This window comes from Marinifilum sp. RC60d5, from assembly GCF_052400665.1.
GTDB lineage: Bacteria > Bacteroidota > Bacteroidia > Bacteroidales > Marinifilaceae > JBQTGK01.
Genome location: NZ_JBQTGK010000011.1, coordinates 55,239 through 81,286, shown reverse-complemented (window position 1 = coordinate 81,286; position 26,048 = coordinate 55,239). Strand labels below are relative to the sequence as shown.

Below are 26,048 nucleotides of genomic sequence, written 5' to 3'. Positions count from 1 at the left end.
CTTAAAATTAAGTATATAAAAAGAGCGATGTTGTTATTCATCGCTCTTTCTTTTTATCTGTTTTTATATTGCTTTTCGTAATATTTCTCGTAATCTCCCGAGAGAATATGATCCGACCATTCGGTATTTTCTAAATACCAATCAATGGTTTGTTCGAAACCTTCTTCAAATTTAATGCTTGGTTTCCATCCAAGTTCTTTTTCAATTTTTGAAGCATCAATAGCATATCTCATATCATGGCCAGCTCGATCTTTAACAAAACTGATAAGTTTTTGAGAAGTACCAATTGCCTGATCAAGTTTTTTATCCATAATATCGCAAAGTTTTTTTACCAGATCGATATTAGTCCACTCATTATTACCGCCAATATTATAGGTTTCCCCAACTTTACCTTCGTGGTATATTTTATCAATGGCTAAAGCGTGATCTTCTACAAATAGCCAATCTCTTATGTTATCGCCTTTACCGTAAATAGGTAAAGTTTTCGAATGTTTAATATTATTAATTACCAAAGGAATTAATTTCTCAGGAAACTGATTGGCTCCATAATTATTGGAGCAATTAGAAATAACAACCGGTAATTTATAAGTATGAAAATACGCGCGTACCAAATGGTCTGAACTTGCTTTTGAAGCAGAATATGGACTTCTTGGATCGTAAGAAGTAGTTTCGGTAAATTTTCCTGTTATTCCCAGCGATCCATAAACCTCATCAGTAGAAATATGATAAAACTTTTTATCGCTCATTTCATCTTTCCAGACCTCTTTTGCTGCATTTAGTAGGTTTACTGTTCCTAAAATATTGGTATTGATAAAAGCCAATGGATCTGAAATTGATCGGTCTACATGCGATTCTGCAGCAAGATGTAATACTCCATCAAACTTATATTTATTAAATAAGTTTGTAACAAATTCTAAATCAGTAATATCACCTTTTATAAAACTGTAGTTCGGCTTGGAGTCTACATCGCATAAGTTCTCAAGATTTCCGGCGTAAGTTAAAGCGTCTAAATTTATAATCTCGTAATTAGGATATTTATTTACAAATAGTCGAATTACATGAGATCCAATAAAGCCGGCACCACCAGTAATTAAAATTTTCTTTTTCATCAGTCGTAATTTTAAAGCTTAGAAATTAATTGAATCTATTATTTTAAATTTTCCTGCCATTTCCAGGCCGATAAAAGGGTGTCATCCAGAGAACTTTCCGATTTCCATCCTAAAGTTTTATTTGCAAATGAGGTGTCTGCATAAATTTGCTCTACATCGCCCGGACGACGAGCTACAATTTTGTGCGGTACTTTTTTTCCAGTTGATCGTTCAAAACCCTCAATAATTTCAAGAACCGATATTCCTTGGCCTGTTCCTACATTAAAATATTCGTAGTTTGAGTCATTTTTGTTTTTCAGTAATCTTTCAATTGCTACTACATGAGCTTTTGCAAGATCTACAACATTAATGTAGTCTCTAATGCATGATCCGTCGGGGGTGCTGTAATCGTCGCCAAAAACGCTAAGTTCTGGACGAATTCCTGCAACAGTTTGTGTTATAAACGGAATTAAATTATTGGGTACACCTAGTGGTAATTCACCAATTTTTGATGATGGATGAGCACCAATAGGATTAAAATATCGTAAGGCAATTCCTTTTAGTTCAGGATGAGCTTTCACTGTATCGCGAATAATATCTTCACTTATCGATTTTGTATTACCGTAAGGCGATTCAGCTTCTTTTCTTGGAGTAGATTCTGTAACAGGTAACTTATCAGGTTGACCATAAACAGTACAGGATGATGAAAATACCAAATTTGGAATTTTATGTTCTTTCATCGCTTCCAAAATATTCATAAGAGAATTTAAGTTGTTGCGATAGTACATTAATGGTTTCGCTACCGATTCGCCAACTGCTTTGTTTGCAGCAAAATGGATAATTGCCTGAACCTTAGAGTATTTTTTAAAAAACGCTTCAGTTTCCTCGATTACACTTAAGTCTACTTTTTCAAAAATAGGTCTTATTCCTGTAATGGCTTCAATACCGTCTAAAACTTCTATTTTCGAATTTGATAAATTGTCTGCAATAATAACTTCGAAACCATTATTTTGAAGTTCAACTGTTGTATGAGATCCAATATATCCAGTTCCGCCCGCTACAAGTATTTGTTTTTTCATAGTTTATTTAATGTATTGTAAATGATAAGTAAAATTAAGGAGTTTTTTATTGATAAGCTTAAGTAATTTATTTAAATTATTTTTTAAAAGGAAAATCGCTGATTATTAAAACATTGTTGCTTGTACGCAGAAAATCCATTTGAGTGACATAAAATTTTAATTATATTTGTGTATTATGCTTGAAGTATCAAAATATATTGAAGATTTATTATTCGTTCATGACTGTGTAATTCTACCAGGTTTTGGTGGGTTTGTAGCTAATTACAAATCTGCAAAATTTGATGATAATCAGCAGCTTGTTTTACCCCCTTCGAAAGATATTGGTTTTAACCGTAATTTAATCCAAAATGATGGTTTATTGATTAATCACTTAGCTGATTCGGAAAATTTAAATTATACCGAGGCTGAAAAATCAATTCTGTTTTTTGTTGAAGATATAAAAGTTAAAATTCAGCGAGGAGAAAAGGTTGAATTGAATAATATTGGTGTTTTTTTTAATGATAGAAGGCACAATTTACAATTTGAGCCATCAAATAATATGAATTATTTGGTTGATGCTTTTGGTTTGGAACAACTATCTTTTACCGAGTTAAGTAAACCTGTAGAGGAAAGAATTCATAATATTGGTGCCAATTCGGTTAAAGTAAAGAGTTTTTTTACTAGAAAAAGAATTTGGTATACTGCCGCAGCAGCTTGTATTTCAGTAGTAATTTTCTTGCCTTTAAATACTGATCGATCTTCATTTTTAAATTCTGCATCAATGGGATTTTCTGATAGCAAAGCTGCCATTAGTGAAAATCATGTACAGTTAAAAGCTCAAATTTCGCCACCTGAAGAATTGGTAAAATATGAACCTAAGCTTGAAAATAAATCGGCGGGTGTTAGTGTGCAAAAAGTAAGTAGTAATATGTATTATCTTATTGCTGGTAGTTTTACTACTACCGATAATGCTAAGATTTTGCAGAAAGAATTAATTTCGAAGTCTTATCCTGCAATTATTATCAGAAATAAGAATTTGTATTCGGTTGCAATTAATAAGTTTAATAGTAGAACTGCTGTTGATAAATTTAAAAAGAAGGTAATTGCTGCAAATCCTAAATCATCGTATTGGGTTTTAAAGAAATAATATAAAAACACATAAAAAAAGCGCTTTTCATAAGAAAGCGCTTTTTTTTTGTCTGTATTTTATCTGATTTCAGATCCAGGTTTTATGCTTTGGTCGGGAGAAACAAATGATAATTTTCCATCTGCATCTTCAGCCATTAAAATCATTCCCTGAGATTCTATTCCTTTTAATTTTTTTGGTTCAAGATTTACCAAAACACTAACTTGTTTGCCAATAATTTCTTCTGGTTTGTAGTGTTCTGCAATTCCCGAAACAATGGTTCTATGATCAATTCCAGTATCAACAGTTAACTTTAAAAGTTTTTTGGTTTTCGCCACCTTTTCTGCTTCGGTAATTGTTCCTACACGAACATCCATTTTCATAAAATCATCAAAATTGATATTCTCTTTTGCAGGAGTAACAACTTTATTTTCGGCTTCGTTTGCTGCTTTTGTTGCCAAAAGTTTATCAACTTGAGCTTGAATAGTTTCATCTTCAATTTTTTCGAAAAGTAAAGATGCTTTGTTAATCTGATGACCTTCCTTAATTACACTTGCTCCAATATTTTCCCACGAAAGAGATTCTATATTAAGAAATTCGCGAAGCTTTTTGGCTGTAAATGGTAAAAAAGGTTCAATTAAAGTTGTAAGATTAGTGCTTATCTGAAGAGAGATATTCAGGATTGTTTTCACTCTCTCAGGATCGGTTTTTGCTAGTTTCCAAGGCTCTGTATCAGCAAGGTATTTATTCCCTAAACGAGCCAAGTTCATTGCTTCTTTTAAAGCTTCTCGAAAATGGTAAGTTTCTAAATTCTTTTCTACTTGCTCTTTTAAAACAGGAATTTGAGCAATTGTTTCTTTATCGAAATCGCTTAACTCACCTTGAGCAGGAACTATTCCTTTGTAATATTTGTGTGTTAAAACTAAAGCACGATTTACAAAGTTTCCTAAAACAGCTACTAACTCATTATTATTTCTTGCCTGAAAATCTTTCCAGGTAAAGTCATTATCTTTTGTTTCGGGAGCATTTGCTGTAAGAACATAACGAAGAACATCTTGTTTTTCGGGAAATTCTTCTAAATATTCGTGTAACCAAACGGCCCAATTTCTTGAGGTTGAAATTTTATCTCCTTCTAGATTTAAAAATTCATTTGAAGGAACATTTTCTGGTAAAATATAAGATCCTTCAGCTTTTAGCATCGATGGAAAAATAATACAGTGGAATACAATATTGTCTTTTCCAATGAAATTAACCATTTTTGAATCTTCAGCTTTCCAGTATTTTTCCCAATCGGGAGTTAATTCTTTCGTTGCCGAGATATAACCAATAGGAGCATCGAACCAAACGTAAAGAACTTTTCCTTCTGCACCTTCGGCAGGAACAGGAACTCCCCAGTTTAAATCGCGGGTTACAGCACGAGGGTGAAGTCCGTTATCTAACCATGATTTGCATTGTCCGTAAACATTTGGTTTCCATTCTTTGTGTTCTTCAAGAATCCATTTTTTTAGAAAAGGCTCGTATTTATCAAGTGGTAAATACCAGTGTTTGGTTTCTTTAAGTACTGGTTTGTTCCCAGTAATCGAAGAGGTTGGATTAATAAGATCTGTAGCATTTAAAGAAGTTCCACAGCTCTCGCATTGGTCTCCGTAAGCACCTTCGCTGTTACAATGAGGACAAGTTCCGGTAATGTATCTATCTGCTAAAAATTGATTTGCATCAGCATCGTAGTATTGTTCACTTGTTTTTTCGATAAATTCTCCTTTATCGTACAATGTTTTAAAAAAATCAGAAGCTGTTTCGGCATGTATTTTAGAACTGGTTCTTGAGTAAACATCGAAAGAGATACCAAATTTCTCAAATGAATCTTTAATAATATTGTGATACTTGTCGACTACATCCTGTGGAGTTATTCCCTCTTTTTTTGCTTTGATGGTAATAGGTACACCGTGTTCGTCGGAACCACCAATTAAAAGAACATCTTCTCCTTTCATTCTTAAGTATCTTACGTAGATATCTGCAGGAACGTATACTCCAGCCAGGTGACCAATATGAACAGGTCCGTTAGCATAAGGTAAAGCTGTAGTTACAAGCGTTCGGTTAAATTTTTTCATATTATTATAATTTGTATTCATTTGCAATATGGAATATCAGATGTATCGTTACTATTCTATTTTGTAATTATAGAATAATAATATTCATGTTTGCTTCATTTGTGACTTTTATTCTGTAACATTTAAGCTTGTACTTTTGTTAATAGTCATGCTTTTTTCTGTATTGTTGATTATTTACAGATGTATGTTTCAAAATATTTTTTCAAAAGGAAAATACTTTTCTGCTTTAAGATTATATCTTCCTACCTTAATTTTGCTTACATTTTCGGTTAAAAAAGTCTTTTAACCGAATTGTTTGCAAAGATAAGATAGAATTGCTAAAAAATTTGTTATCCCTTTGTATTTTATTCTTAATTTGAACTTACTTTTCAAAAAAACTAAATAGATATGTATCAGCCAGCTGCCTTAAAAAAAGGAGATAAAATTGGAATTGTAGCGCCAGCAGGAAAAATTGACCCCGAAAAAGTTGGGCTTGCGGTAAATAAATTGGAGGAGATAGGCTTTAAAGTAGTTTTAGGAAAGCATGTTTTCGATGAATATAATCAATTTGCAGGAACAGATATCCATAGGTTATATGATTTTCAATCGATGTTAAACGATCCTGAAATTAAAGCGATACTCTGTGCTCGTGGAGGATATGGAAGTGTGCGAATACTAGAGCATATAGATTTTGATTGGTTTATTCGTAATCCGAAATGGATTATAGGTTATAGTGATATTACCATTTTTCATACTTATATAAATAATATTCTTGAAATTGAAAGTTTACATTCAACTATGCCAGTTAATTTTCCGGATACAGGGGAGAATAAATCGCTTACAAGTATGGTAAATGCAATAATGGGGAATGTTGAGGATTATGAAATTGAATCTAATAAATTGAATCGTGTTGGTAATGCTGAAGGAGAATTGATGGGGGGAAATTTATCGATACTTTATAGTTTAAGGGGAACTAAGATTGATTTTGAGACTTATGAAAAAATTTTATTTATTGAAGATGTTGGGGAAGAATTGTATCACTTAGATCGTATGATGCAAAACTTAAGATTGGGTGATAAACTTGCAGATATTAAGGGACTAATTGTTGGAGGAATGAGCGATATGAAAGCTGGGAATCCTGATTTTGGAAAAACTGCTTACCAAATTATAAATGAGGCGGTTAAGGCTTATTCTTATCCTGTTGTATATGGTTTTCCTGCCGGACACATACTGGAAAATTGGGCATTGCCTTTGGGAAGGTACGTAAAATTAAGTGTAGACAAAGAACAGGTGAAACTGGTTTGGGATAAAAGGTAATAATTTTGGTTATGGCAAAGCACAACGATTTAGGTAACTTAGGCGAAAATATTGCCGCTAAGTATTTGTTAAAAAAAGGCTATCAAATAGTAGATAGAAACTGGATTTATCAGAAAAAAGAACTTGATATAGTTGCTTTTAAGGATGATTTTTTAGTAGTTGTAGAAGTAAAATCAAGATCAACAGATTATTTTGAGCATCCTGCTGATGCGGTTACATTATCTAAAATTAAATTTTTGGTTAAAGCAACTCAAGCTTATGTCGATTTAAAAGAAATTGAAAAAGAGGTTAGGTTTGATGTAATAAGTGTAATAAAAAAGGATGATAAATTTACCATAGAACATATCGAGAATGCATTTATTGCTCCTATAGATTAATCAGCTAAATACTTGTCTATAGTAGACAGTAGTTCTTCAAAACGTATTGGTTTTGCGAGATAATCATCACAGCCAGCATCCATAATTCTTTCGCGATCGCCTTCTAAAGCATAAGCTGTTTGGGCAATAATAGGAATTTCTTTATGGCTTTTTTTAATTCTTCTAGTTGCTTCACAACCATCCATTATTGGTAAACGAATGTCCATAAGAATAACATCAACATCTTTCGAAACTTCAATAATATCGACAGCTTCTTTACCATTTTTAGCCCATAATAATTCTGATTCGGTTCTGCTAAGAGCTGCATCGAAAAACATATTGTTAATCTCTTCATCCTCAACTATCAGAATTCGTTTGTCTTTCCAGTTGTACTTTTGCGAGTATCCTATCTGATCCATGATTAAAAATATACGTTTATTAATAGCTACTTCTTTGAAATAAATATACGAAGATTGCGGCAACTAAAAAAAACAATTTTTAATGCCGGTTTTTAAACTGCTTCTTTTTCAGCATAAATACGACTCGTGTTTATTAAGAATAGGCTGTTTTAGAGTTTTTTAAAAGTATGTTTTGCTATGAACATAAATTGAATTTACTGTTAATTAAACAGCTTTATTAGCAGGTTGACAGTATGTCGGCTTTTTTTAATGGTTAATTAAAGTCATTTTATCAAAAATTACTATTAGGTTAAAGAAAAGAGTAAGTTTATAGACCAAATAGGTGTATTTAAAATTCTAATATGGATGTTAATTATGCGATTATTTCTTTAATTCCATTAATTTTAAGCGTTCGTAAATTTGTGTTTAAAATTCAGAAAGAATAATTAATGCAAGTATAAAATAGATGTAATGAATATAGAAGAGCTTAGGATTTATTGTTTATCGAAAAAAGCAGTTACCGAAGGATTCCCTTTTGATGAAGAAACTCTTGTTTTTAAAGTCATGGACAAGATCTTTTTGCTGACTAATATAAGTGGAGATTTAAGTGTGAATGTAAAATCGGATCCTGAAAAAGCTATTGAATTACGTGAAATGTATTCGTTTGTTATTCCGGGATATCATATGAATAAAAAACATTGGAATACCGTAATTATTGATGATATTGTAGCTGATAATTTATTAAAAGAATGGATTGATGAATCGTATGATTTGGTGGTTCAAAAATTAAGTAAGAGAAAACAGGAGGAACTTAAGAACTTGTAAGTAGAATTTTCTTACCAACAAATATAAAACTAACTGATGAAAAAATTATTATTTGTAAGTGTTTGCATTGCTTTATGTAGCCTTACCCTAGTGAATGCTCAGAGCAAAGACAACAAGGATAAAAAGTTTACTACAATTACTGAGGTGAAAACAACACCCGTAAAAAATCAGCAAAGTACAGGAACATGCTGGTGTTATGCAACAACATCATTTATAGAAACTGAATTACTTAGAATGGGAGGTCCTGAACTTGATTTATCTGAAATGTATGTTGTTCGTGCAGCATATACTCAAAAGGCAAAGCGCTATTTTCGACTACATGGTAAAGGTAATTTTAGTGAAGGAGGACAGGCGCATGATGTTTTTAATGTAATGAAAACAAAAGGAATTGTTCCCGAAAGTGTATATCAAGGTAATAAATATGGCAGTAGCTATCATATTCATAGCGAAATGGTGAATTCTACGAAAGCCATGATAGATGAAATTGTAAAAAATCCAAATAAAAAAATTACACCTGTTTGGTTGGCCTCCGTTAATGGTGTTTTAGATACTTATATGGGGGAATTAACAAAAACATTTAAGTACGAGGGTAAAGAATATACACCTCAGAGTTTTGTTGAGAAATTAGGTATTAATTATGATGATTATGTAGAATTAACTTCATATAATCATCATCCATATTATACAGCCATAAATTTAGAAATTCCGGATAATTGGTCTGATGATTTATATTATAATTTACCAGTTGATGAACTGATGGATGTAATTAATAATGCATTAAATTGTGGTTATTCGGTATGTTGGGATGGTGATGTAAGTGAAAAAGGTTTTTCACATCGCAAAGGATATGCTGTTTTGCCAGCGCTTAAGGAAACAGACATGAGTAATTCTGAAATTGCTAAATGGGAAGATGGGATTGAAAATAAAAGGGAGAAGCTAACAGTAAATATGTCTGAACCTAAAGTGAATCAGGAACTTCGTCAGGAAACTTTCGATAATTATGAAACTACTGATGATCATTTAATGCATTTAACAGGCATTGTAAAAGACCAGAATGGAACTCTTTATTACAGGACAAAGAATTCGTGGGCTGACGATAGTAATAAATTCGGAGGATATCTAAATATGAGTGAAGCTTATGTAAGATTAAAAACGGTAGCTATTATGGTTCATAAAGATGCTTTATCAAAAGATATGAAAAAGAAATTAGGATTGTAAAAAAGAATATTTTTTGTTTCTAGGGTGTCTTTTCGGCACCCTTTTTTTATGGTTTTAATTAGGCTCTGTTTCTCCTTTTTAAGAAACAGAGCCTAATACATCATTGGTATTCAGAAATTATTTTATAATATTGTTTGCCCATAAAATAGTTCCTATGACCCTAATCACCGAAATAGCAATCGATAAATTTAGAAGTGGAAAAGAATCTGCTTTTAAAAATTTGTACGATAAATATTTTGATGCTCTATTTCTTTTTGGTCTTAAATTTATTCCCAATAGCGAAGCAGTAGAAGATTTGGTTCAGGAAAGTTTTATTAAGCTATGGGAAAGAAGGAAATCTTTTTATCATGAAGCTACTTTAAAAGCTTTTCTATATAAATCGGTACGTAATGCTTGTCTTAACTATATCGATCATCAGAAAGTAACTCAAAAATATGAGAAAAATGCCGATACTGATGTGAGTAGCAATGATTATTTTCTGAACAATGTAATTGAAGAGGAGGTAAATCGTATGATTGCCGAAACTTTTCAAAAACTGCCAGAATCTGCTCGCAAAATATATTTATTAAGCCTTAAGGGATTAAAAAATGCCGAAATTGCCGAAGATTTAAATATATCTGTGAATACAGTAAAAACACAAAAACAGAGAGCTAACAAATTTTTAAAAGAGAATTTAAAAGATTTATTCACAATGCTTTTCTTTATGTAGAAGACAACGAATATTTAAAAAAAAGATTCTTTTTGTCACCTGTTTTTTTAGTTTACCTGTTCTTATATTGTATAACTCCAAGTAAAAAGAAATGAAGAATAGTTTGCATTCGAGATTTAAAATTGCTGATCTTATTGTGAAGAGACTTGAAAGTCGCTTAACAAAAGAGGAAGAGCAGTACCTCGAAGATTGGAAACACGAAAAAAAAGAGAATCAGCTTTTGTTCCAAAATCTTTCTAAAAATCCGGGAAGGAAAAATGATTTACGTGAATTACAACTTGAAAATACAAATAAAGAAGAGATTTGGGGAAAAATACAATCGAGACTTGCAAAGAACAGATCTCGAAAAATAAAAAATAATTTAATTGCAATTGCTGCAGTTTTAATTATCGCTTTGGGAACGAGTTTATTCTTTTCTAATTTAAATGAGGAGAGTCATATCAATATGCCTAATAAAGCTCTTTATGGAAATAAACAGGCTATTCTTGTTTTAGGAAATGGACAAAGATATGAGTTGGCTGAAAAACTTACTTTAAATGAAAATGGAGTTGCTATTTCTAATGATTCTTATGAACTGACCTACGAAAAGTTATCACAGACTGAAGGGACAAATCAATTATCTTACAATACAATTATTATTCCCTCGGGGAGAGAATATAAGTTGACACTTATGGATGGAACTAAAGTGTGGCTAAATTCCAGTTCTAAGCTTAGGTATCCATCACAATTTGGATCTAAAATCAGAAAAGTTGAGTTGCAAGGGGAAGCTTACTTTCAGGTGGCTAAAGATTCGGTTCATCCTTTTGTTGTTGATCTAAATAAAGCTCAGGTTAAAGTATTGGGTACTTCGTTTAATGTAAACGCGTATTTAGATAAAATTGTAACTACATTAGAGGAGGGAATAGTTGAAGTAAGTGATGAGTTGATTGGGAAGCAGGAAAAATTGATTCCGAATGAACAATTTTACATCAACCACACAACAGGAAAGTTTGAAAAAAGAACAGTTGATTCAAAACTATTTACAGCCTGGAAAGATGGACGCTTTGTTTTTGAGGATGAGAGTCTTGAGAGTATAATGAGTCGTTTGTCGAGGTGGTATGATGTTGATGTTTTATTTCTGGATAAATCATGTAAATCTTTAAGATTTTCGGGAGATTTAAACAGATATGAGGAAATTAATGAAATTCTTGAATTGATAGAAATAACACATAAAGTGAAATTTACCATTAAAGGGAGAAAATTAATGGTGGATAGCATATAAAAAAAACCGGGATTTGCTGCCACAAACCCCGGACAAAGCCAATAAACATTTCTGTAATTACAGAAATGAAATACTAACCAAATCACACTCAAAATTATGAAAAAAAATCGGAATTAGTCTTTTATGCAGAAAAGAAAAGAGATTTTTGTGCTAAGACTTCTGTTTTTTTTCCTGCTAATGTGTTTTACGGGTTTATATGTAAGTGCTCAGTCGCAGGAAAAAAAGTTGGAGCTACGAATGAAAAGTGCAACATTGATTCAAATCATGTCTGCAATAAAAGAAAATACCAACTACACTTTCCTGTATAATGTTGATGATATTAAAAAGCTTAAAGGGTTGAAGCTTAACGGAACTCCTAAAAGTGTTGAAGACATTTTAACAGATTGTCTTTCTAAGAGTGGCTTAACTTACGAAATACGCAATAGGCTTATTATTATAAAACCGATTTCTGATCTTCAAACATATAAAATAAAAACCTTTCAATCAGATCGATATGTAAAAAAACTTCGTGGGCGTGTTACCGATGCTAATGGCGTATTACTGCCGGGTGTTTCTGTTTTATTTAAGGGGACAAATTTTGGTACATCTACCGATATTAATGGTAACTATTCTTTGTTACAACACAATAATTCTAATGGTATTTTAGTGTTTTCGTTTATAGGAATGAAAACCAGAGAAATTAGTATTGGAGATCAAGAAATAGTAGATGCTGTTTTAGATTATACAGATGAAAAATTGCTCGAAGTTGTTGTGACAACTGGCTATCAGAAAATTGATAGAAAGTTATTTACAGGAGCAGCGTCTAAAATATATCAAAAACAGATAGAATTAAATGGAATACCCGATGCAAGTCGTTTTTTACAAGGGCATGTTGCAGGAATGCAAATTGAAAATATTTCTGGAACTTTTGGAACGGCTCCTATTGTTCGAATTAGAGGAAATGCTTCGGTTAATGGGAGTAATAAACCTCTTTGGGTGGTTGATGGTGTTGTTCTGGAAGATATTATTGAACTCACTAACGATGATTTAACATCCGGAAATTTATCCACAGTTTTAAGTTCTGGCTTGCTTGGAATCAATCCTTATGATATAGAATCTTATCAAATTTTGAAAGATGCTTCGGCAACTGCACTTTACGGTGCAAAAGCTATGAATGGCGTTATTGTTATTACTACAAAAAAAGGGAAAAGAGGAAAACCTACAGTATCATATTCGGGAAGTGTAAGTATAAAGCAAAAGCCAAGTTATTCTCAGTTCGATGTATTGACTTCTGATAAAGAGATGGAGGTTTATCAGGAATTATATGATAAAGATTGGATTGATATTTCTACCGCCGCAAGTGCTTCAAATCGTGGAGCATTAAGTAAAATGTTTCATTTAATTGCAAATAACGAATTGTCGTGGGGACCCGATGGAGGATTGAACTACGATTTTTTATCGAAATATGCCAATAGCAATACCGATTGGTTCGATGTATTATTTCGCAATTCCTTATCTCAGCAACATTCATTTGGTATTAGTGGTGGTTCAGATCATTCTCGTTTATTTTCTTCCATTGGTTTTTATAATGATGCGGGACAAACAGTATCCGATAAGATTAAAAATTATACTGCTAGCATAAAGGGTGATTTCGATATTTCTGAAAAATTTAAACTTGGTTTTAAATTATCGGGGAATATACGTGATCAGCAATTGCCCGGATCAAGAGATCGTAAATTTGAGCCAATTACGGGTGTTTACGAAAGAAACTTTGATATTAATCCATTTAATTATGCTTTGTATACAGGCCGAAGTATTCGACCTTATGACGATAATGGTGATTTGGAATACTTCAGACACGATTATGCCCCATTTAATATTCTTTACGAGTTAAATCATAACTATGTAAATATTGATGTTGATGACTTTTTATTTCAAGGCGATTTGCAATATAAAGTTAATTCGCGATTAAAAGTTAAATCAATATTTCAGGGGCGCTGGGTAAATACTCTGCGCGAACAAAAAATTCATGAATCATCTAATCAGGCTGAAGTATATAGAGCAGATAATCCTTTGTTTGTAAATTCTAACAAATATTTATTTGATGATCCGGAAGCACCAGAAAAGGATCCATATACAGTATTGCCTCAAGGGGGATTTTACAATACCACAAAAAACTCATTAACTAGTTATTTTATGAGAAATATAGTGGAATGGAGTCCTAAATTTAGTGATGAGCATATTACTAATTTTCTTATTGGACAAGAAGTAAGATATACTAACCGATCAGAAATTTATAAAGAGACATGGGGTTATTTGTACGATAAAGGAGGATTGGTTGTTAGTGATCCTAACTTTAAGCGATATCTCGTTTTTAGGGATTTAGATTATTTCTATGATACCGACGATCGGTATAGATTTATAGGTGCATTTGCTACAGGCTCATACTCATATTTGGGGAAATATATTTTCAATGCAACTTTCCGGTTTGATGGAGATAACAGGCAGGGGAAAATTGCTAAATCGCGCTATTTACCAACCTGGAACTTTAGCTTAGCCTGGAATTTGCACGCCGAAAAATTCATGAGTAAATACAGTTTTATAGATCTTTTTAAGGTAAAGGCGACTTATGGTTTATCGGGCGATAATGGCATTGGGGCAAGCAAATCATTGGTGTTAAGAGATTATGAGCCTTTGCGACCAAATGAAAATGATAGGGAATCGGTTCTGTATATCGAAAATCTGGCTAACAAGAATTTAAGGTGGGAAAAATTGTATGAATTTAATTTTGGATTTGAACTGGGATTAATAAACAATCGTATTTATTTAGATTTAGAATATTATAAAAGATATTCTAAAGATTTACTTGGATTGCTTACAACAAGCGGAATAGGCGGAGAAACCTATAAATATGGTAATGTTGGAGAGTTAAAAATGGATGGTTTTGAGGCCACAGTTTTTACTAAAAATATAAACAAGGAAAAATTTTCCTGGAGCACAAAATTTACTTTTAGTTATTCAAAAGATAAAATTACAGAGTATTCAGATGAACCCAGAATTGCCGATGCCATACAATCGCTCGGAACAAACCTAAAAGATTACTCAGCAGGGAGTTTATTTTCTATTCCTTTTGCCGGTCTCGATACAAATGGAGTTCCTCAATTTTATGGACCAGATGGAGAACTTACCCAAAAAATTAATTTGCAGAACAGATTGGATATTCTTAAGTATCTTAAATACGAAGGACCTGTAACACCCAGGGGTTTTGGCGGTTTAAATAATACTTTTAGCTATAATAATTTTTCTTTATCAGTGGGTATTCATTTTCGATATGGAAATAAAATAAGATTGGAAGATGCGTATAGCGATTCTTATGACGATTATTCCAGTCTACCAGGTGGATTAAAAGATCGATGGAGATCCTCGGGAGATGAAAATTCTACTAATATTCCAGCTATTTTAAGTTGGCAATTCTCCGAGCAATTAAGCGATGCAGGTTTAAATCCATACCAATTGTATAATAAAAGTGATGTTAGAGTTGCTGATGGAGGTTTTGTTAGATTAAAAGATGTAAGTTTAGATTATCAAATTCCTCAAAATTGGCTAAAGAATGGCTTTATAAATTCTGCTAACCTGCGTTTTCAGGCTTATAATTTAGCATTACTATATTCCGATAGTAAACTAAATGGAATTGATCCGGAATATTTTCAATCTGGAGGAATTTCATTGCCAATGGCTCGTACTTATACATTTTCAGTAAATTTAAATTTTTAATTTGCAATCATGAAAAATGTAGTCGCACTTATATTGGTTTGTTTCTTTTGCTTATCCTGCGATAAGTATCTGGATGAAAATCCTGACGACAGAAAGGAAATTGAAACATTAGAGGATGTTTCCGATTTAGTGGCTAATTCATATAATCAGGCAACTTATTTATTTGTTGAGTGGATGACAGATAATGTTACTGCTATAGATGATAATACCCAGCAGGAACACATGAGCGAAGCATTTGGATGGGAGCCGATAGATTCTTACGAAGCACAAGAGTCTCCCACTTATTTTTGGAGTTATGCGTATTACGCCATTGCACATACCAATGAAGGCTTAGCGGTAATTGATGATATCGAAGGCGATGAAGCATTAAGATCAGCAGTAAAAGGTGAAGCGCTGATAAGTAGAGCTTACAACCACTTTTTGTTAGTTAATGTGTTTGCAAAGCACTATAATTCTGCAAGTGCAGGTACCGATATTGGTATTCCTTATGTAGAGGAAGTTGAAGATGAGTTTCTAAAAAAATATACGCGACAATCGGTACAGCAGGTTTATAATTTAATAGAAAGAGATTTACTAATAGGTTTGAGGTATTTGTCTGATTATTCTTATGTTGAGTCTAATAAATATCATTTTACAAAGGAGGCTGCGTATGCTTTTGCGGCGCGATTTTATTTGTTTAGAAAAGAATATGATAAGTGCAAGTTGTATTGTAACAAAATATTAGGTGACGGTCAGGCAAATTCGGAATATGTTCGGGATTTGTATCAGATATTTAAGGGAACTACTTTTGATGAAATGGCTGCAAAATATTCTGATTCCAAAGAAATTGGAAATCTATTGTTAATTAGAAAAGAAACATTTTTTGCGCGTGAAAATTATGGGTACAGAAGTAATTCTGAGAAGTATGCAGAGATTTTTTCGAATAACTTACAAGCCGAAAGTGATATAAGAAATCAGCAATGGAGCTTGGGAACAAGCGCTGTGTTTGCTCCTAAATATAATGAGCTATTTCGATATACCACTAATGATACAGGCTTGCCCTATTTTATTCAGTGCGAATTAAAAGGTGAAGAGGTTTTACTAAATAGAATGGAAGCGTTTATTATGACTGGCGAATTTCAGAGAGCTTTGGACGATTATCATGTGCTGGCAGCAAAAAGGTATGAAAATGGAGGTCTTGTAGATTTGGATCTTATTAAAAGCTACTATTCGGAATCAGACACAAAAAAAGCAATGCTCTCTTTTTTAATTGATGAGAGAAGAAAAGAATTTGTTGATGAAGCTCTGAGGTGGTTCGATATTAAAAGGTTTTCTATTCCTGTTACCCACATTACCTTAGGCGGAGAAGTTATTAATTTACAAGCTGGTGATAACAAAACTGCAGTTCAAATACCACAAACGGCCATAAATAATGGTTTAGAACCTAATTTAAGAGAGTAATGACAAATCGTAAGAATAACATATTGTGGATATCTCTCAATTTTTTAGTTTTCATTCTATCTGCTTGCAATTCTGCCGATCAGGTTAACTATGAAGCTCCAGAGGAACAATTGTCTGAGCATCCTAATGATATTTATATAAGAGAAAACATTTTGAATAATTATGGTACTGCCATTCGATGGAGATGGGATGACCGCTTTTTGAGCAAAGGACAAACTGCTTCGGCAATTGATGAGGACCTCGTAATTCCAGTAATAAAGCTAATTGAAAATTTATGGATTAATCCTTTTATTGTACTTTCCGATGATTCGGAGACATTTATTAGAGAATATATTCCTAAGGAAATAGTATTTCTTGGATCGTATATTTATAATAACAGTGGCACACGGATAATTGCCTACGAAGAGTCTGGTTCACGCTTAAGTTTATCTAATTTAAATGTTTTTGATTTAGAGGATAAAAATTGGATTTTGCAGCAATTAATAAGTATGCATCACGAATTTAACCATATTTTGCTTCAAAATTACGAACTGCCAGCAGGTTTTAATACCATTTCTGATAAAGGATATTTGGGACAAGGCTGGAGCAATGGGGTATCTTATGCTGATGCTATAAAAAGGGGAATGTTAACTCCTTATGCTACTAATAATGAGTATGAGGATTTTTGTCAGTTAGTTTCTCTGTATTTAGTTGAAGATCCCGAAAGCTTTAATTCTTTATACCTCGAATATTTCGATTGTTCTGAATATTCTGATCAGGAGCTATGTGAAGAAATAAATGCCGGACGTATACTAATTAGCCAAAAATTAGAACTTGCCAAGAATTTTTATTCTGAGAATTTTAATATCAACTTAGAGGATTTAAGAGATACAATTCAATCTAAAATTCAAATCATTAATTAAAAATATTCTACTTAATTTAAACGAAATTAACCCTACCAGTGCGTATCGGTATGAAATTTTATATATTTGTATCTGTAACATTTACATTAAAATACAAATAATATGCCGTCCGGAATTTTTCAAGTATCAAGTGAGTCGGGAACACCTAAATACAAACAGCTTATTAATTCTCTGTTTCAATCTATTGAAAATGGTGATATTTCGATTGGTGATCGCTTGCCATCAATCAATTCAATTTGCAAAGAGTTTAGCTTATCGAGAGATACTGTTTTGGTTGCTTTTAATGAGTTAAAAGCAAAAGGAATTGTCTCTTCAGTTCCGGGAAAAGGATATTATTTAGAAAGTACCGCCACTAAATTTAAGCAAAAAATATTTCTATTGTTCGAGGAGTTTAATGTGTTTAAAGAGATTTTATACAATGCCTTTCTAGAACATTTGGGAGGTGATGTTTCTGTTGATATATATTTCCATCACTTTAACCGATCGGTATTTAAAGAGTTAATTGAGAATAGTAACGGTAAATATACCTCTTATGTAATTATGCCCGCAAAGTTTAACGATGCATACAATGTATTAAAAAACTTACCTCAGGATAAAGTATATATGCTCGATCAAACGAATCCAACATTAAAGAAATATTATCCTGCAGTATATCAGAATTTCGAGAAAGATATTTTTAATGCTTTAGAGTCGGGAGTCGATTTACTGGAAAAATACAAGAAAATTTTCTTTGTATATCCAGGAGGAAAAGAGCCGCTTGGACAATTAAAAGGATTTAAAAAATTTATCAATACTTATAAGGGTAAATGGGAATTTGAGGTTATCAACAGCCTAAAAGAGCAGCAAATTAATGCCGGCGAAGTGTATATTGTTCCCAACGATATCGATTTGGTAACTCTTGTAAAAGAGGCAAAAAAGGAAAATCTTAGCATTGGTGCAGATTTGGGAATTATCTCTTATAATGATACTCCTTTAAAAGAAATTGTTGTAGATGGGATAACTACAATAAGTACAGATTTTAAAGAGATGGGAAAAATTTTGGCAGATATGGTTCTAAATTCAAAAAAAGAATTAATTGAAAATAATTCAAGTTTAATAAGACGGAATTCGTTATAAAACCTGACTTGTAGATGATATTAAAAGCTCTGATTCTTAGGAATCAGAGCTTTATTTATTTTGATCTTTTGTATTTTAATAAAAAAAATATAAATTTACCAACCAGTACCAACCAGTAAGATAAATATTGTAGATCGACGGATTTAAAAATTAGAAATCGAAAAGGTTTACGATACAGGAAGGTATAATTAGTGTTTTAAATAGAAAGTACAATGAACGAGTTGCTTGATGTCGGGCAACTAATGAGGCAATCATCCCTCCATCGATAGCTAATTTAGGTGAATTTAGCCCGACAGAACTCAACTCGTATAAAGTATTAGAAATAAAATATTTAAAGAATTTTGAATTGAATATAGTTGGGGTGAATATCAATTCATCGTTCATATTTAATAATTTACTACTCATGAAAAAGTTTGATTACATCGAAAATCCGCATCGTAGATACAATCCATTAACAGGAGAATGGATATTGGTTTCACCACACAGATCTAAAAGACCTTGGCAAGGACAGGTAGAGAAAGTTGTAGAAGAAAAACGTCCTTCTCACGATCCAAACTGTTACTTGTGTCCGGGAAACGATAGAATTGGAGGAGAAAAGAATCCTAATTACGAGGATGTGTATTCTTTTCAGAATGACTTTAGTGCACTTTTACAGGATACTCCAAAAGGAGAATATGCCGACGGCGACTTGTTTAAAGCAGAAAGTGAATCAGGAGTTTGTAAAGTAATTTGTTTTAGCCCTGATCATAGTCTTACGGTTCCTGAAATGAAAGTGGAAAATATCCGTAAAGTAGTTGATCTTTGGTGTAAAGAATATAAAGAACTGGGCGATCGTGAAGACATAGGTTACGTGCAGATTTTTGAAAATAAGGGTGCAATCATGGGATGTTCCAATCCTCACCCGCACGGACAAATTTGGGCTTCAGGATTAATTCCGCTTGAAACTTCAAAGGAAACAGAAACTCAGAAAGAATATTTCGAGAAGCACGGACGCACCATGTTATTCGATTATTTGACTAGCGAATTGGAAAAGAAGGAGAGAATTGTAGTAGAAAATGATTCATTTATTGCTTTGGTTCCTTTTTGGGCAGTTTGGCCATTCGAAACCATGATTATTAGTAAAAGAGCAGTTTCTAGCTTGTTAGAATTAACCGATGAGGAAAGAACTGGTTTAGCCGATATTTATAAGAAACTTACAATTAAATACGATAATTTATTTGAAGTTTCTTTTGCTTATTCAGCGGGAGTACATCAAGCTCCTACCGATGGAGAAGAGCATCCTGAATGGCACCTGCACATGCATTTCTATCCACCATTGTTACGCTCGGCTAGCGTTAAAAAATTTATGGTTGGATATGAAATGTTGGGTACACCACAAAGAGATATTACTGCTGAAGGTGCTGCCAAAAGATTAAGAGAATTACCTGATATACATTACAAGCAAAAATAATCATGAAGGGAAAGATATTAGTAACTGGAGGAACCGGATACATTGGTTCTCATACAACAGTTGAATTAATAAACAAAGGATACGAAGTTGTAATTATTGATAATTTATCGAACTCAGAAGTAAGAGTTATTGATAGCATTGAAAAAATTACGGGAATTCGTCCTAAGTTTTATGAAATGGATTTGCTTGATCAGGTAAAACTGGATGCATTCTTTGCTGAGAATAATGATTTAAAAGGAATTATTCATTTTGCAGCTGCAAAAGCGGTTGGTGAATCAGTAAACATTCCTTTGCACTATTACCGCAATAATTTAGTTACCATGCTAAATTTATTGGAGGGAATGAAGAAATATGAAATTGAGAATTTTGTATTCTCATCGTCTTGCACTGTTTATGGGCAACCAGATGAGTTACCTGTAACTGAAAATGCACCTGTGAAGCCTGCAGAATCTCCTTATGGATATACCAAGCAGGTAAATGAAAATATCCTAAAAGATACAATCGCTTCGGGTGCAAAAATTAAAGGAATTGCACTGCGCTATTTTAATCCAATTGGAGCACATCATTCAGGTCTTATTGGTGAATTGCCAATTGGTGTTCCTGCTAACTTAATGCCTTTTATTACTCAAACTGCTTATGGCTTGCGCGATCAGTTAAGTGTATTTGGCGACGACTATGATACACCTGATGGATCTTGTATTCGCGATTATATTCATGTTGTTGATTTAGCTAAGGCTCATATTATTGCTATAGAGCGCATGATCGAAGGTAGAAATGAATCTTCTTACGAGATGTTCAATATTGGAACAGGTAATGGTTTTTCTGTGTTCGAAGTAATTAAATCATTCGAAAAAACATCAGGCGAGAAATTAAATTATGTAGTTGCTCCACGAAGAGCTGGTGATATTGTTAAAATTTGGGCCGATACAACTATTGGCAATACCGTTTTAGGTTGGAAAGCTGAAAAAACATTGGATGAAATGACCAAATCGGCATGGGATTGGGAGAATAATTACAGAGCATCGATTAAAAATTAAGAACTACAATTTATTAAAATATACGAAGATGAAAATAAGTACAATAATCGAAAAACTTAATGGAGGCAATAATAAAGCCTTCACAGCTTTATACGGAAACGATGAAGCAGTATTAAAAATGCAAGCAGATCGTTATTTAAAGCAATTGGCAGATTTTCAAACTGCTTTTGGTAGCGATGAGGCAAGTTTATTCAGTTCTCCAGGTCGTACCGAGGTTGGTGGTAATCATACTGATCATCAGTTGGGTAGAGTTTTAGCAGGTGCTGTAAATTTAGATAATATTGCTGTTGCTGCTGCGAATGGTACCAATGTAGTTCGTATTAATTCAGTTGGTTTCCCTCCATTCGAAGTAGATTTATCGAATCTTGAAGTTACTGAATTTGAAGTAACGCCAACCAATTTAGTTCGTTCAATTGCTGCAGGTATTAAAGAATTAGGACTTGAAGTTTCTGGTTTCGATGCTGTTATTGATGGTGCTGTTCCTGAAGGATCAGGATTAAGTTCATCTGCTTCTTTCGAAGTGTTGATTGGTGCTATTTTCAGTCATTTGTTTAACGATGGTAAATTAGATCCAGTTGACAATGCAAAAATTGGTCAGAAAGCTGAGCATGCTTGTAAGAAATTTTGTGGATTAATGGATCAAACAGCATGTGCAGTAGGTGGTTTTATTACTATCGATTTTGAAAATCCTGAGAATCCTATCGTAAAAGCTTTGGATTTTGATTTTGCTAAAACAGGATATTCATTGGTAATCACTAATACAGGTGGTAGTCATGGCGGATTAGATGCTGAATACAATTCTCTTCCAGGAGAAATGAAAGCAGTAGCGAAAGAACTAGGCCAGGAAGTTCTTCGTCCTCTTTCTATGGATGATGTGATAAAAGGGATTCCAACTATTCGTGAAAAAGTTGGCGATCGTGCTATTCTTCGTTCTATGCACTTTCAAGGAGATAATGCTCGTGTAGTTGATCAGGTTGCTGCTTTAGAGGCTAACGAATTCCAGAAATTCTTAGGTCTTGTAATTGAGTCGGGATTTAGCTCATACATGTACAATCAAAATATATTTGTTGGTGGACAACCTGAATATCAAAGTGTAGCTCTTGCATTGGCTTTAAGTGAACAAGTACTTAAAGGTAAAGGTGCATGGCGTGTTCATGGTGGTGGATTTGCAGGTACAATTCAGGCTTTCGTTCCTAATGATCTATTGGAAGATTACATTTCGACTTTAGAACCTGTATTTGGTAAAGGTAATTGTCATAAATTATTCATTAGAGCTGAAGGATCAGTTAAAGTAAAATTATAATAAAATGAATTAGGTAGTTGGGTAGATTCGTTTATCCAACTGCTTTTGTATTCTATAAAAAACATTTATACAATCATCATGGGAAATTCAAAAACGAATTACGCGGTTCCTTTTGCAATTATGTCCTTTCTACTTTTCCTTTTAGGATTTGTAACTTGGATTAATAATATCTTGGTTCCATTTATGAAAGCGCAGTTTTCTATCACTGAAAGTCAAGCTCAGTTGGTAAGTGCGGCTTTCTTTAGTGCATATATCATATCCATCCCCGTTGGTGGAGTTGTTAAAAAAATTGGTTACAAAATGAGTGTAATCATTGGTTCGGTAATAACAGGTATCGGTTGTGCTATTTTTATTCCTGCATTAGGAATTGGTTACAATATGGTATTGGCAGGTCTTTTTATTACAGCTATTGGTGTGGTTGTATTGCAAGTGGCTGCTAACCCTTATGTAATTGCTTTGGGTACTCCTGAAACTTCGGCTTCTCGTTTAACTTTAGCTATGGCTATCAATTCAAGTGCTGCTGTATTGGCTCCAATCATTGGTGGATTTATTATTGAATCAAATGAAGGAAACGTTATCGTTCATGAAAATATGGCCAAGATAATGTTTATTGCATTGGCTGGAATATCCATATTAACAGCAGTAATTCTTACTTTTATGCATCTTCCTGCCATTGAAGGCGAAGAGGATAATGTTTCGAACGAAGGAGCTGGACGTAGTGCGTGGAGTTTTCCTCACTTAATTCTTGGTTTTCTTGCTATTGGAATGTATATGGGACTTGAAGTTGGGGTAGGTAACTATTTCTTAAACTATGTCGAATACAATGTTGAAGGAAAAACAATGGCCTATGCTACAATGATTTTAGGTTTCTATCCTGCAGGTTTCTTTGTGGGTAGATTATTGGGAGCTGGTCTTTTAAAGAAATACGAAGCATCAAAAGTTCTATTGGTAAACTCGCTTATTTGTGTTGTTTTGTTGGGTGCATTCTTTTTAACTAAAGGTTCTGCATTTTCAATTTGGCCATTAATCGCTCAAGGATTATTCTTATCAATTATGTGGTCGGTACTTTTCGATCTTTCTATGAAAGATATTCCTGCAGCAGCTGCAAAATTAGGTTCAGGTATTATCTGTACAGGTGTTGTATTTGTTGGTATTTGGATGTTTATCATGGGTAAAGTGGTAGATGCTACAGGTACTTTATTACCTGATGGATCAATCGATGCTGCATCATGTAACTATAGTGCTGCCTATCTATTTTTCTTTTTCTTTTATGCATACATTATTTTCTTTGCATTAAAAGGTGCCAAAATCAGAAAACAAGTAGCTTAATATTTACGGATTTATTACCAGTTTAATTTTAAAAAGATCTTATGGTTTTATAAGAAGATTTTTAATGTTAATTTGGTATTATATTAAAAAAACAATAAAATGCGCTCTTATACACTTAAAAACAAAAACATAGAGGTTACCTTTATTGAAAGAGGAGGACAGATTATTTCAATAAAAGTACCTGATGTAAAAGGAAATATCGATGATGTTGTAGTTGGTTACGACAGCATGGATGAGATCCTTGCAGGAGATGGATATTTTGGAGCATTATGCGGTCGTTATGCCAACAGAATTGTTGAGGGTAAATTTGAAATTGACGGAGAAAAATTTCAATTGGACTGTAACAATGAAACCAATCACCTGCATGGTGGTAATGATGGATTTAATTCACGAATTTGGGCAGTTGCCCCCCTTACTTCCGATAAGTTTGTACAAGCTTATCAATTAAGCTTAACAAGTGAAGATGGAGATCAAAAATATCCAGGTAAATTAGATGTATCGGTTATTTATGGTATTACCGAAGATAATCAGTTCGTAATTGAATACGAGGCAGAAACAACAAAGTCTACTGTAATTAATTTAACCAGTCATGCTTATTTTAATTTAGGTGGTGCAGGTAAAGCTTCAGCTGAGAATCATAAGTTGCAGTTAAATGCTTCAAATTACACACCTATTTCGGCCGAATTGGGAACTGTATCCGGAGAAATTGCTCCGGTAGCTGGTACACCATTCGATTTTACAAGTCCAAAGGAAGTAAAAGTAGCTTGTGATACAGATCATGAGCAAATCAACATGATTAATGGAATCGATCACAATTTTGTGATTGATGGTTCTGATGGTTCTGTAAAATTAGTTGGTGTTCTTGCTGATCCTAAGTCGGGTCGTAAAATGGAAGTTTATACCGATCAGCCAGGTATTCAAATTTATACCGGTGCTCATTTTGATGGTTCTGAAACTGGAAAAAATGGTGCTCCGATCGAAGCGTGTGCTGGAATTGCGATGGAAACTCAAATTTTTCCAGATTCACCAAATCACGATCATTATCCTAATGCTATTTTAAAGCCAGGGGAGAAATACAAGCATGTTTGTATCTATAAATTTTGCTAAAGAGATACTTCAGATTAATCTGAATTCTTTAAAATAAAAAGTAGTTATAACAGACTATAATTTCCTTATTATAAGGATATTTAAAACATCAAACAGAATTGGTTTACATTCATTTATTCTCTGTTTGGTGTTTTTTTATGCCTTTTTTGATGATATTACTCGTTCACCAATAGGTTACAACCTCGAATGTCCGAATTATCGAAGCGGCCAAGTATTTCAAAACTACCATCGGGGTGGATTTTCCCTAAATCCTGCGTTTCGATAAAAGAACAGGAATGTATATTGGCCAAATCGATAATATTTACACCACCGCTTCGGCCTTTTTTCTCGTAAGTAAAAGGATCGTACGTATCTCGTATTAAAATCTTCATCCATTTAGGTGTGAAAAATAAACTGTCACCTTTCGAATATGCTTGAGATAGCAATTCGGTCATTCCATATTCCGAATGGATTTTCTGAACGCCTAATCGCTGAGTTAAAAAAGCATGTAGCTCTTCACGTGTAATTTCTTTTCTTCGGCCTTTCATGCCACCTGTTTCCATAATAATTACATTAGAGAAATCCATTTTGTATTTTTCAGCCAAATCGAGCAGTACAAAACTTACACCCAGTAAAATAATTTTTTGATTCGTTTTTTTCAAATCAGAAATGGTAGCTATTAATTCTTTATGGTTGTGAAGATAAAAACCACTTTTAGGATGATTGCTATCTTTAATCAAATGCTTCATCATGTAAATTAGAGAAGAACCTTCTCTTTCTAAATAAGATGGTAGCAGAGCAAGTACACAATAGTCTTTTATTGAACCGTAAAATTGCTCAAATCCGAGTTTAAAACTGGCTTTGTAAATACTAACATCCGGCACATAGTGTCTACTTGTAAATGCTCCTGTTGTTCCGCTGCTGGTAAAAATTTCTTTAGCAGAATCTTTCGAAGAAATTACTTTGTGTGATTTAAAAAATTCGATGGGAAGAAAGGGTATTTCATCAATTTTCGAGATTGATTCTACATCTTTTTTCAGATGCAGAAGATATTCTTTGTAAACGATATTGTTATTTGCCTGATAGCGAAAAATTTCCAAGGTAGTTTTTCAAAATCAATTTCATTCGATATTGAAAATATCTTTTCTTTCCAATTCATGTATCCTATGCGTTAAAATTACTACAG

22 protein-coding genes are annotated in these 26,048 nt (G+C 33.2%); 16 read left to right on the top strand and 6 right to left on the bottom strand.

Annotated elements, in window-relative coordinates; translation table 11 throughout:
• Nucleotides 1-53 precede the first annotated feature (53 nt).
• Together rfbB and galE (ACT3CE_RS16565) are read right to left on the bottom strand one after the other, a co-directional pair.
• Nucleotides 54-1,109: a dTDP-glucose 4,6-dehydratase gene (gene rfbB, locus ACT3CE_RS16570; RefSeq protein ID WP_444710888.1), complete on the bottom strand. Its 1,056-nt coding sequence runs from the start codon at nucleotides 1,107-1,109 to the stop codon at nucleotides 54-56.
• 38 nt (nucleotides 1,110-1,147) lie between these two features.
• Nucleotides 1,148-2,167 (bottom strand): UDP-glucose 4-epimerase GalE, encoded by a 1,020-nt coding sequence (gene galE, locus ACT3CE_RS16565; RefSeq protein ID WP_444710887.1) that lies wholly within the window; start codon nucleotides 2,165-2,167, stop codon nucleotides 1,148-1,150.
• A gap of 175 nt (nucleotides 2,168-2,342) precedes the next feature.
• On the opposite strand from galE (ACT3CE_RS16565), the gene ACT3CE_RS16560 reads away from it, so the two are divergent.
• Nucleotides 2,343-3,293, top strand: a complete 951-nt coding sequence (locus ACT3CE_RS16560; protein ID WP_444710886.1) for an HU domain-containing protein — start codon at nucleotides 2,343-2,345, stop codon at nucleotides 3,291-3,293.
• Nucleotides 3,294-3,352: 59 nt separating this feature from the next.
• On the opposite strand, the gene metG is transcribed toward ACT3CE_RS16560, so the two are convergent.
• Complete coding sequence (metG, locus tag ACT3CE_RS16555) at nucleotides 3,353-5,383, bottom strand: methionine--tRNA ligase (RefSeq protein ID WP_444710885.1); 2,031 nt, start codon at nucleotides 5,381-5,383, stop codon at nucleotides 3,353-3,355.
• A 387-nt stretch (nucleotides 5,384-5,770) separates the two neighbouring features.
• On the opposite strand from metG, the gene ACT3CE_RS16550 reads away from it, so the two are divergent.
• On the top strand, nucleotides 5,771-6,679 hold the full coding sequence (locus ACT3CE_RS16550) for a S66 peptidase family protein (RefSeq protein ID WP_444710884.1): 909 nt from the start codon (nucleotides 5,771-5,773) through the stop codon (nucleotides 6,677-6,679).
• Between the two features lie 11 nt (nucleotides 6,680-6,690).
• A complete protein-coding gene (locus tag ACT3CE_RS16545) occupies nucleotides 6,691-7,056 on the top strand; it encodes a YraN family protein (RefSeq protein ID WP_444710883.1) in 366 nt (121 codons plus the stop codon).
• On the opposite strand, the gene ACT3CE_RS16540 is transcribed toward ACT3CE_RS16545, so the two are convergent.
• Nucleotides 7,053-7,454, bottom strand: a complete 402-nt coding sequence (locus tag ACT3CE_RS16540) for a response regulator (protein WP_320117620.1) — start codon at nucleotides 7,452-7,454, stop codon at nucleotides 7,053-7,055. The two genes, ACT3CE_RS16545 and ACT3CE_RS16540, sit on opposite strands and share 4 nt — an antisense overlap.
• A gap of 450 nt (nucleotides 7,455-7,904) precedes the next feature.
• On the opposite strand from ACT3CE_RS16540, the gene ACT3CE_RS16535 reads away from it, so the two are divergent.
• The 8 genes from ACT3CE_RS16535 (at nucleotide 7,905) to ACT3CE_RS16500 (ending at nucleotide 18,657) form a co-directional block, all read left to right on the top strand.
• The gene (locus ACT3CE_RS16535) at nucleotides 7,905-8,258 is read left to right on the top strand and encodes an MmcQ/YjbR family DNA-binding protein (protein WP_444710882.1); all 354 of its coding nucleotides are present in this window, start codon (nucleotides 7,905-7,907) and stop codon (nucleotides 8,256-8,258) included.
• Between the two features lie 36 nt (nucleotides 8,259-8,294).
• Nucleotides 8,295-9,476: an aminopeptidase C gene (locus ACT3CE_RS16530; RefSeq protein ID WP_444710881.1), complete on the top strand. Its 1,182-nt coding sequence runs from the start codon at nucleotides 8,295-8,297 to the stop codon at nucleotides 9,474-9,476.
• 154 nt (nucleotides 9,477-9,630) lie between these two features.
• Entirely contained in the window at nucleotides 9,631-10,185 is a 555-nt protein-coding gene (locus ACT3CE_RS16525) for an RNA polymerase sigma-70 factor (protein WP_444710880.1), read from the top strand.
• Nucleotides 10,186-10,276: 91 nt separating this feature from the next.
• Nucleotides 10,277-11,446 (top strand): FecR family protein, encoded by a 1,170-nt coding sequence (locus tag ACT3CE_RS16520; protein WP_444710879.1) that lies wholly within the window; start codon nucleotides 10,277-10,279, stop codon nucleotides 11,444-11,446.
• 123 nt (nucleotides 11,447-11,569) lie between these two features.
• Nucleotides 11,570-15,199, top strand: a complete 3,630-nt coding sequence (locus ACT3CE_RS16515) for a SusC/RagA family TonB-linked outer membrane protein (RefSeq protein ID WP_444710878.1) — start codon at nucleotides 11,570-11,572, stop codon at nucleotides 15,197-15,199.
• Nucleotides 15,200-15,208: 9 nt separating this feature from the next.
• Complete coding sequence (locus ACT3CE_RS16510) at nucleotides 15,209-16,639, top strand: RagB/SusD family nutrient uptake outer membrane protein (protein ID WP_444710877.1); 1,431 nt, start codon at nucleotides 15,209-15,211, stop codon at nucleotides 16,637-16,639.
• On the top strand, nucleotides 16,639-17,541 hold the full coding sequence (locus ACT3CE_RS16505; RefSeq protein WP_444710876.1) for a substrate import-associated zinc metallohydrolase lipoprotein: 903 nt from the start codon (nucleotides 16,639-16,641) through the stop codon (nucleotides 17,539-17,541). The genes ACT3CE_RS16510 and ACT3CE_RS16505 overlap by 1 nt, the downstream gene beginning before the upstream one ends.
• 102 nt (nucleotides 17,542-17,643) lie before the next feature.
• The gene (locus ACT3CE_RS16500; RefSeq protein ID WP_444710875.1) at nucleotides 17,644-18,657 is read left to right on the top strand and encodes a GntR family transcriptional regulator; all 1,014 of its coding nucleotides are present in this window, start codon (nucleotides 17,644-17,646) and stop codon (nucleotides 18,655-18,657) included.
• 150 nt (nucleotides 18,658-18,807) lie between these two features.
• Here the strand turns inward: ACT3CE_RS16500 and ACT3CE_RS16495 are convergent, their stop codons facing one another.
• Nucleotides 18,808-19,062 carry a hypothetical protein gene (locus ACT3CE_RS16495; protein WP_444710874.1) on the bottom strand — a complete coding sequence of 85 codons (255 nt, stop codon included), beginning with the start codon at nucleotides 19,060-19,062 and terminating at the stop codon, nucleotides 18,808-18,810.
• Here ACT3CE_RS16495 and ACT3CE_RS16490 point away from each other — a divergent pair.
• The 5 genes from ACT3CE_RS16490 (at nucleotide 19,061) to ACT3CE_RS16470 (ending at nucleotide 24,883) form a co-directional block, all read left to right on the top strand.
• Nucleotides 19,061-20,107, top strand: coding sequence for a UDP-glucose--hexose-1-phosphate uridylyltransferase (locus ACT3CE_RS16490; RefSeq protein ID WP_444710873.1), 1,047 nt, complete (start codon nucleotides 19,061-19,063; stop codon nucleotides 20,105-20,107). The genes ACT3CE_RS16495 and ACT3CE_RS16490 overlap by 2 nt on opposite strands.
• A gap of 2 nt (nucleotides 20,108-20,109) precedes the next feature.
• On the top strand, nucleotides 20,110-21,144 hold the full coding sequence (gene galE, locus ACT3CE_RS16485; RefSeq protein ID WP_444710872.1) for a UDP-glucose 4-epimerase GalE: 1,035 nt from the start codon (nucleotides 20,110-20,112) through the stop codon (nucleotides 21,142-21,144).
• A 28-nt stretch (nucleotides 21,145-21,172) separates the two neighbouring features.
• Nucleotides 21,173-22,447 (top strand): galactokinase, encoded by a 1,275-nt coding sequence (locus ACT3CE_RS16480; RefSeq protein WP_444710871.1) that lies wholly within the window; start codon nucleotides 21,173-21,175, stop codon nucleotides 22,445-22,447.
• A 78-nt stretch (nucleotides 22,448-22,525) separates the two neighbouring features.
• Entirely contained in the window at nucleotides 22,526-23,776 is a 1,251-nt protein-coding gene (locus tag ACT3CE_RS16475; protein WP_444710870.1) for an MFS transporter, read from the top strand.
• A gap of 99 nt (nucleotides 23,777-23,875) precedes the next feature.
• Nucleotides 23,876-24,883 carry an aldose epimerase family protein gene (locus ACT3CE_RS16470; RefSeq protein ID WP_444710869.1) on the top strand — a complete coding sequence of 336 codons (1,008 nt, stop codon included), beginning with the start codon at nucleotides 23,876-23,878 and terminating at the stop codon, nucleotides 24,881-24,883.
• A gap of 155 nt (nucleotides 24,884-25,038) precedes the next feature.
• On the opposite strand, the gene ACT3CE_RS16465 is transcribed toward ACT3CE_RS16470, so the two are convergent.
• Nucleotides 25,039-25,962, bottom strand: a complete 924-nt coding sequence (locus ACT3CE_RS16465) for a LuxE/PaaK family acyltransferase (protein WP_444710868.1) — start codon at nucleotides 25,960-25,962, stop codon at nucleotides 25,039-25,041.
• Between the last annotated feature and the right edge of the window lie 86 nt (nucleotides 25,963-26,048).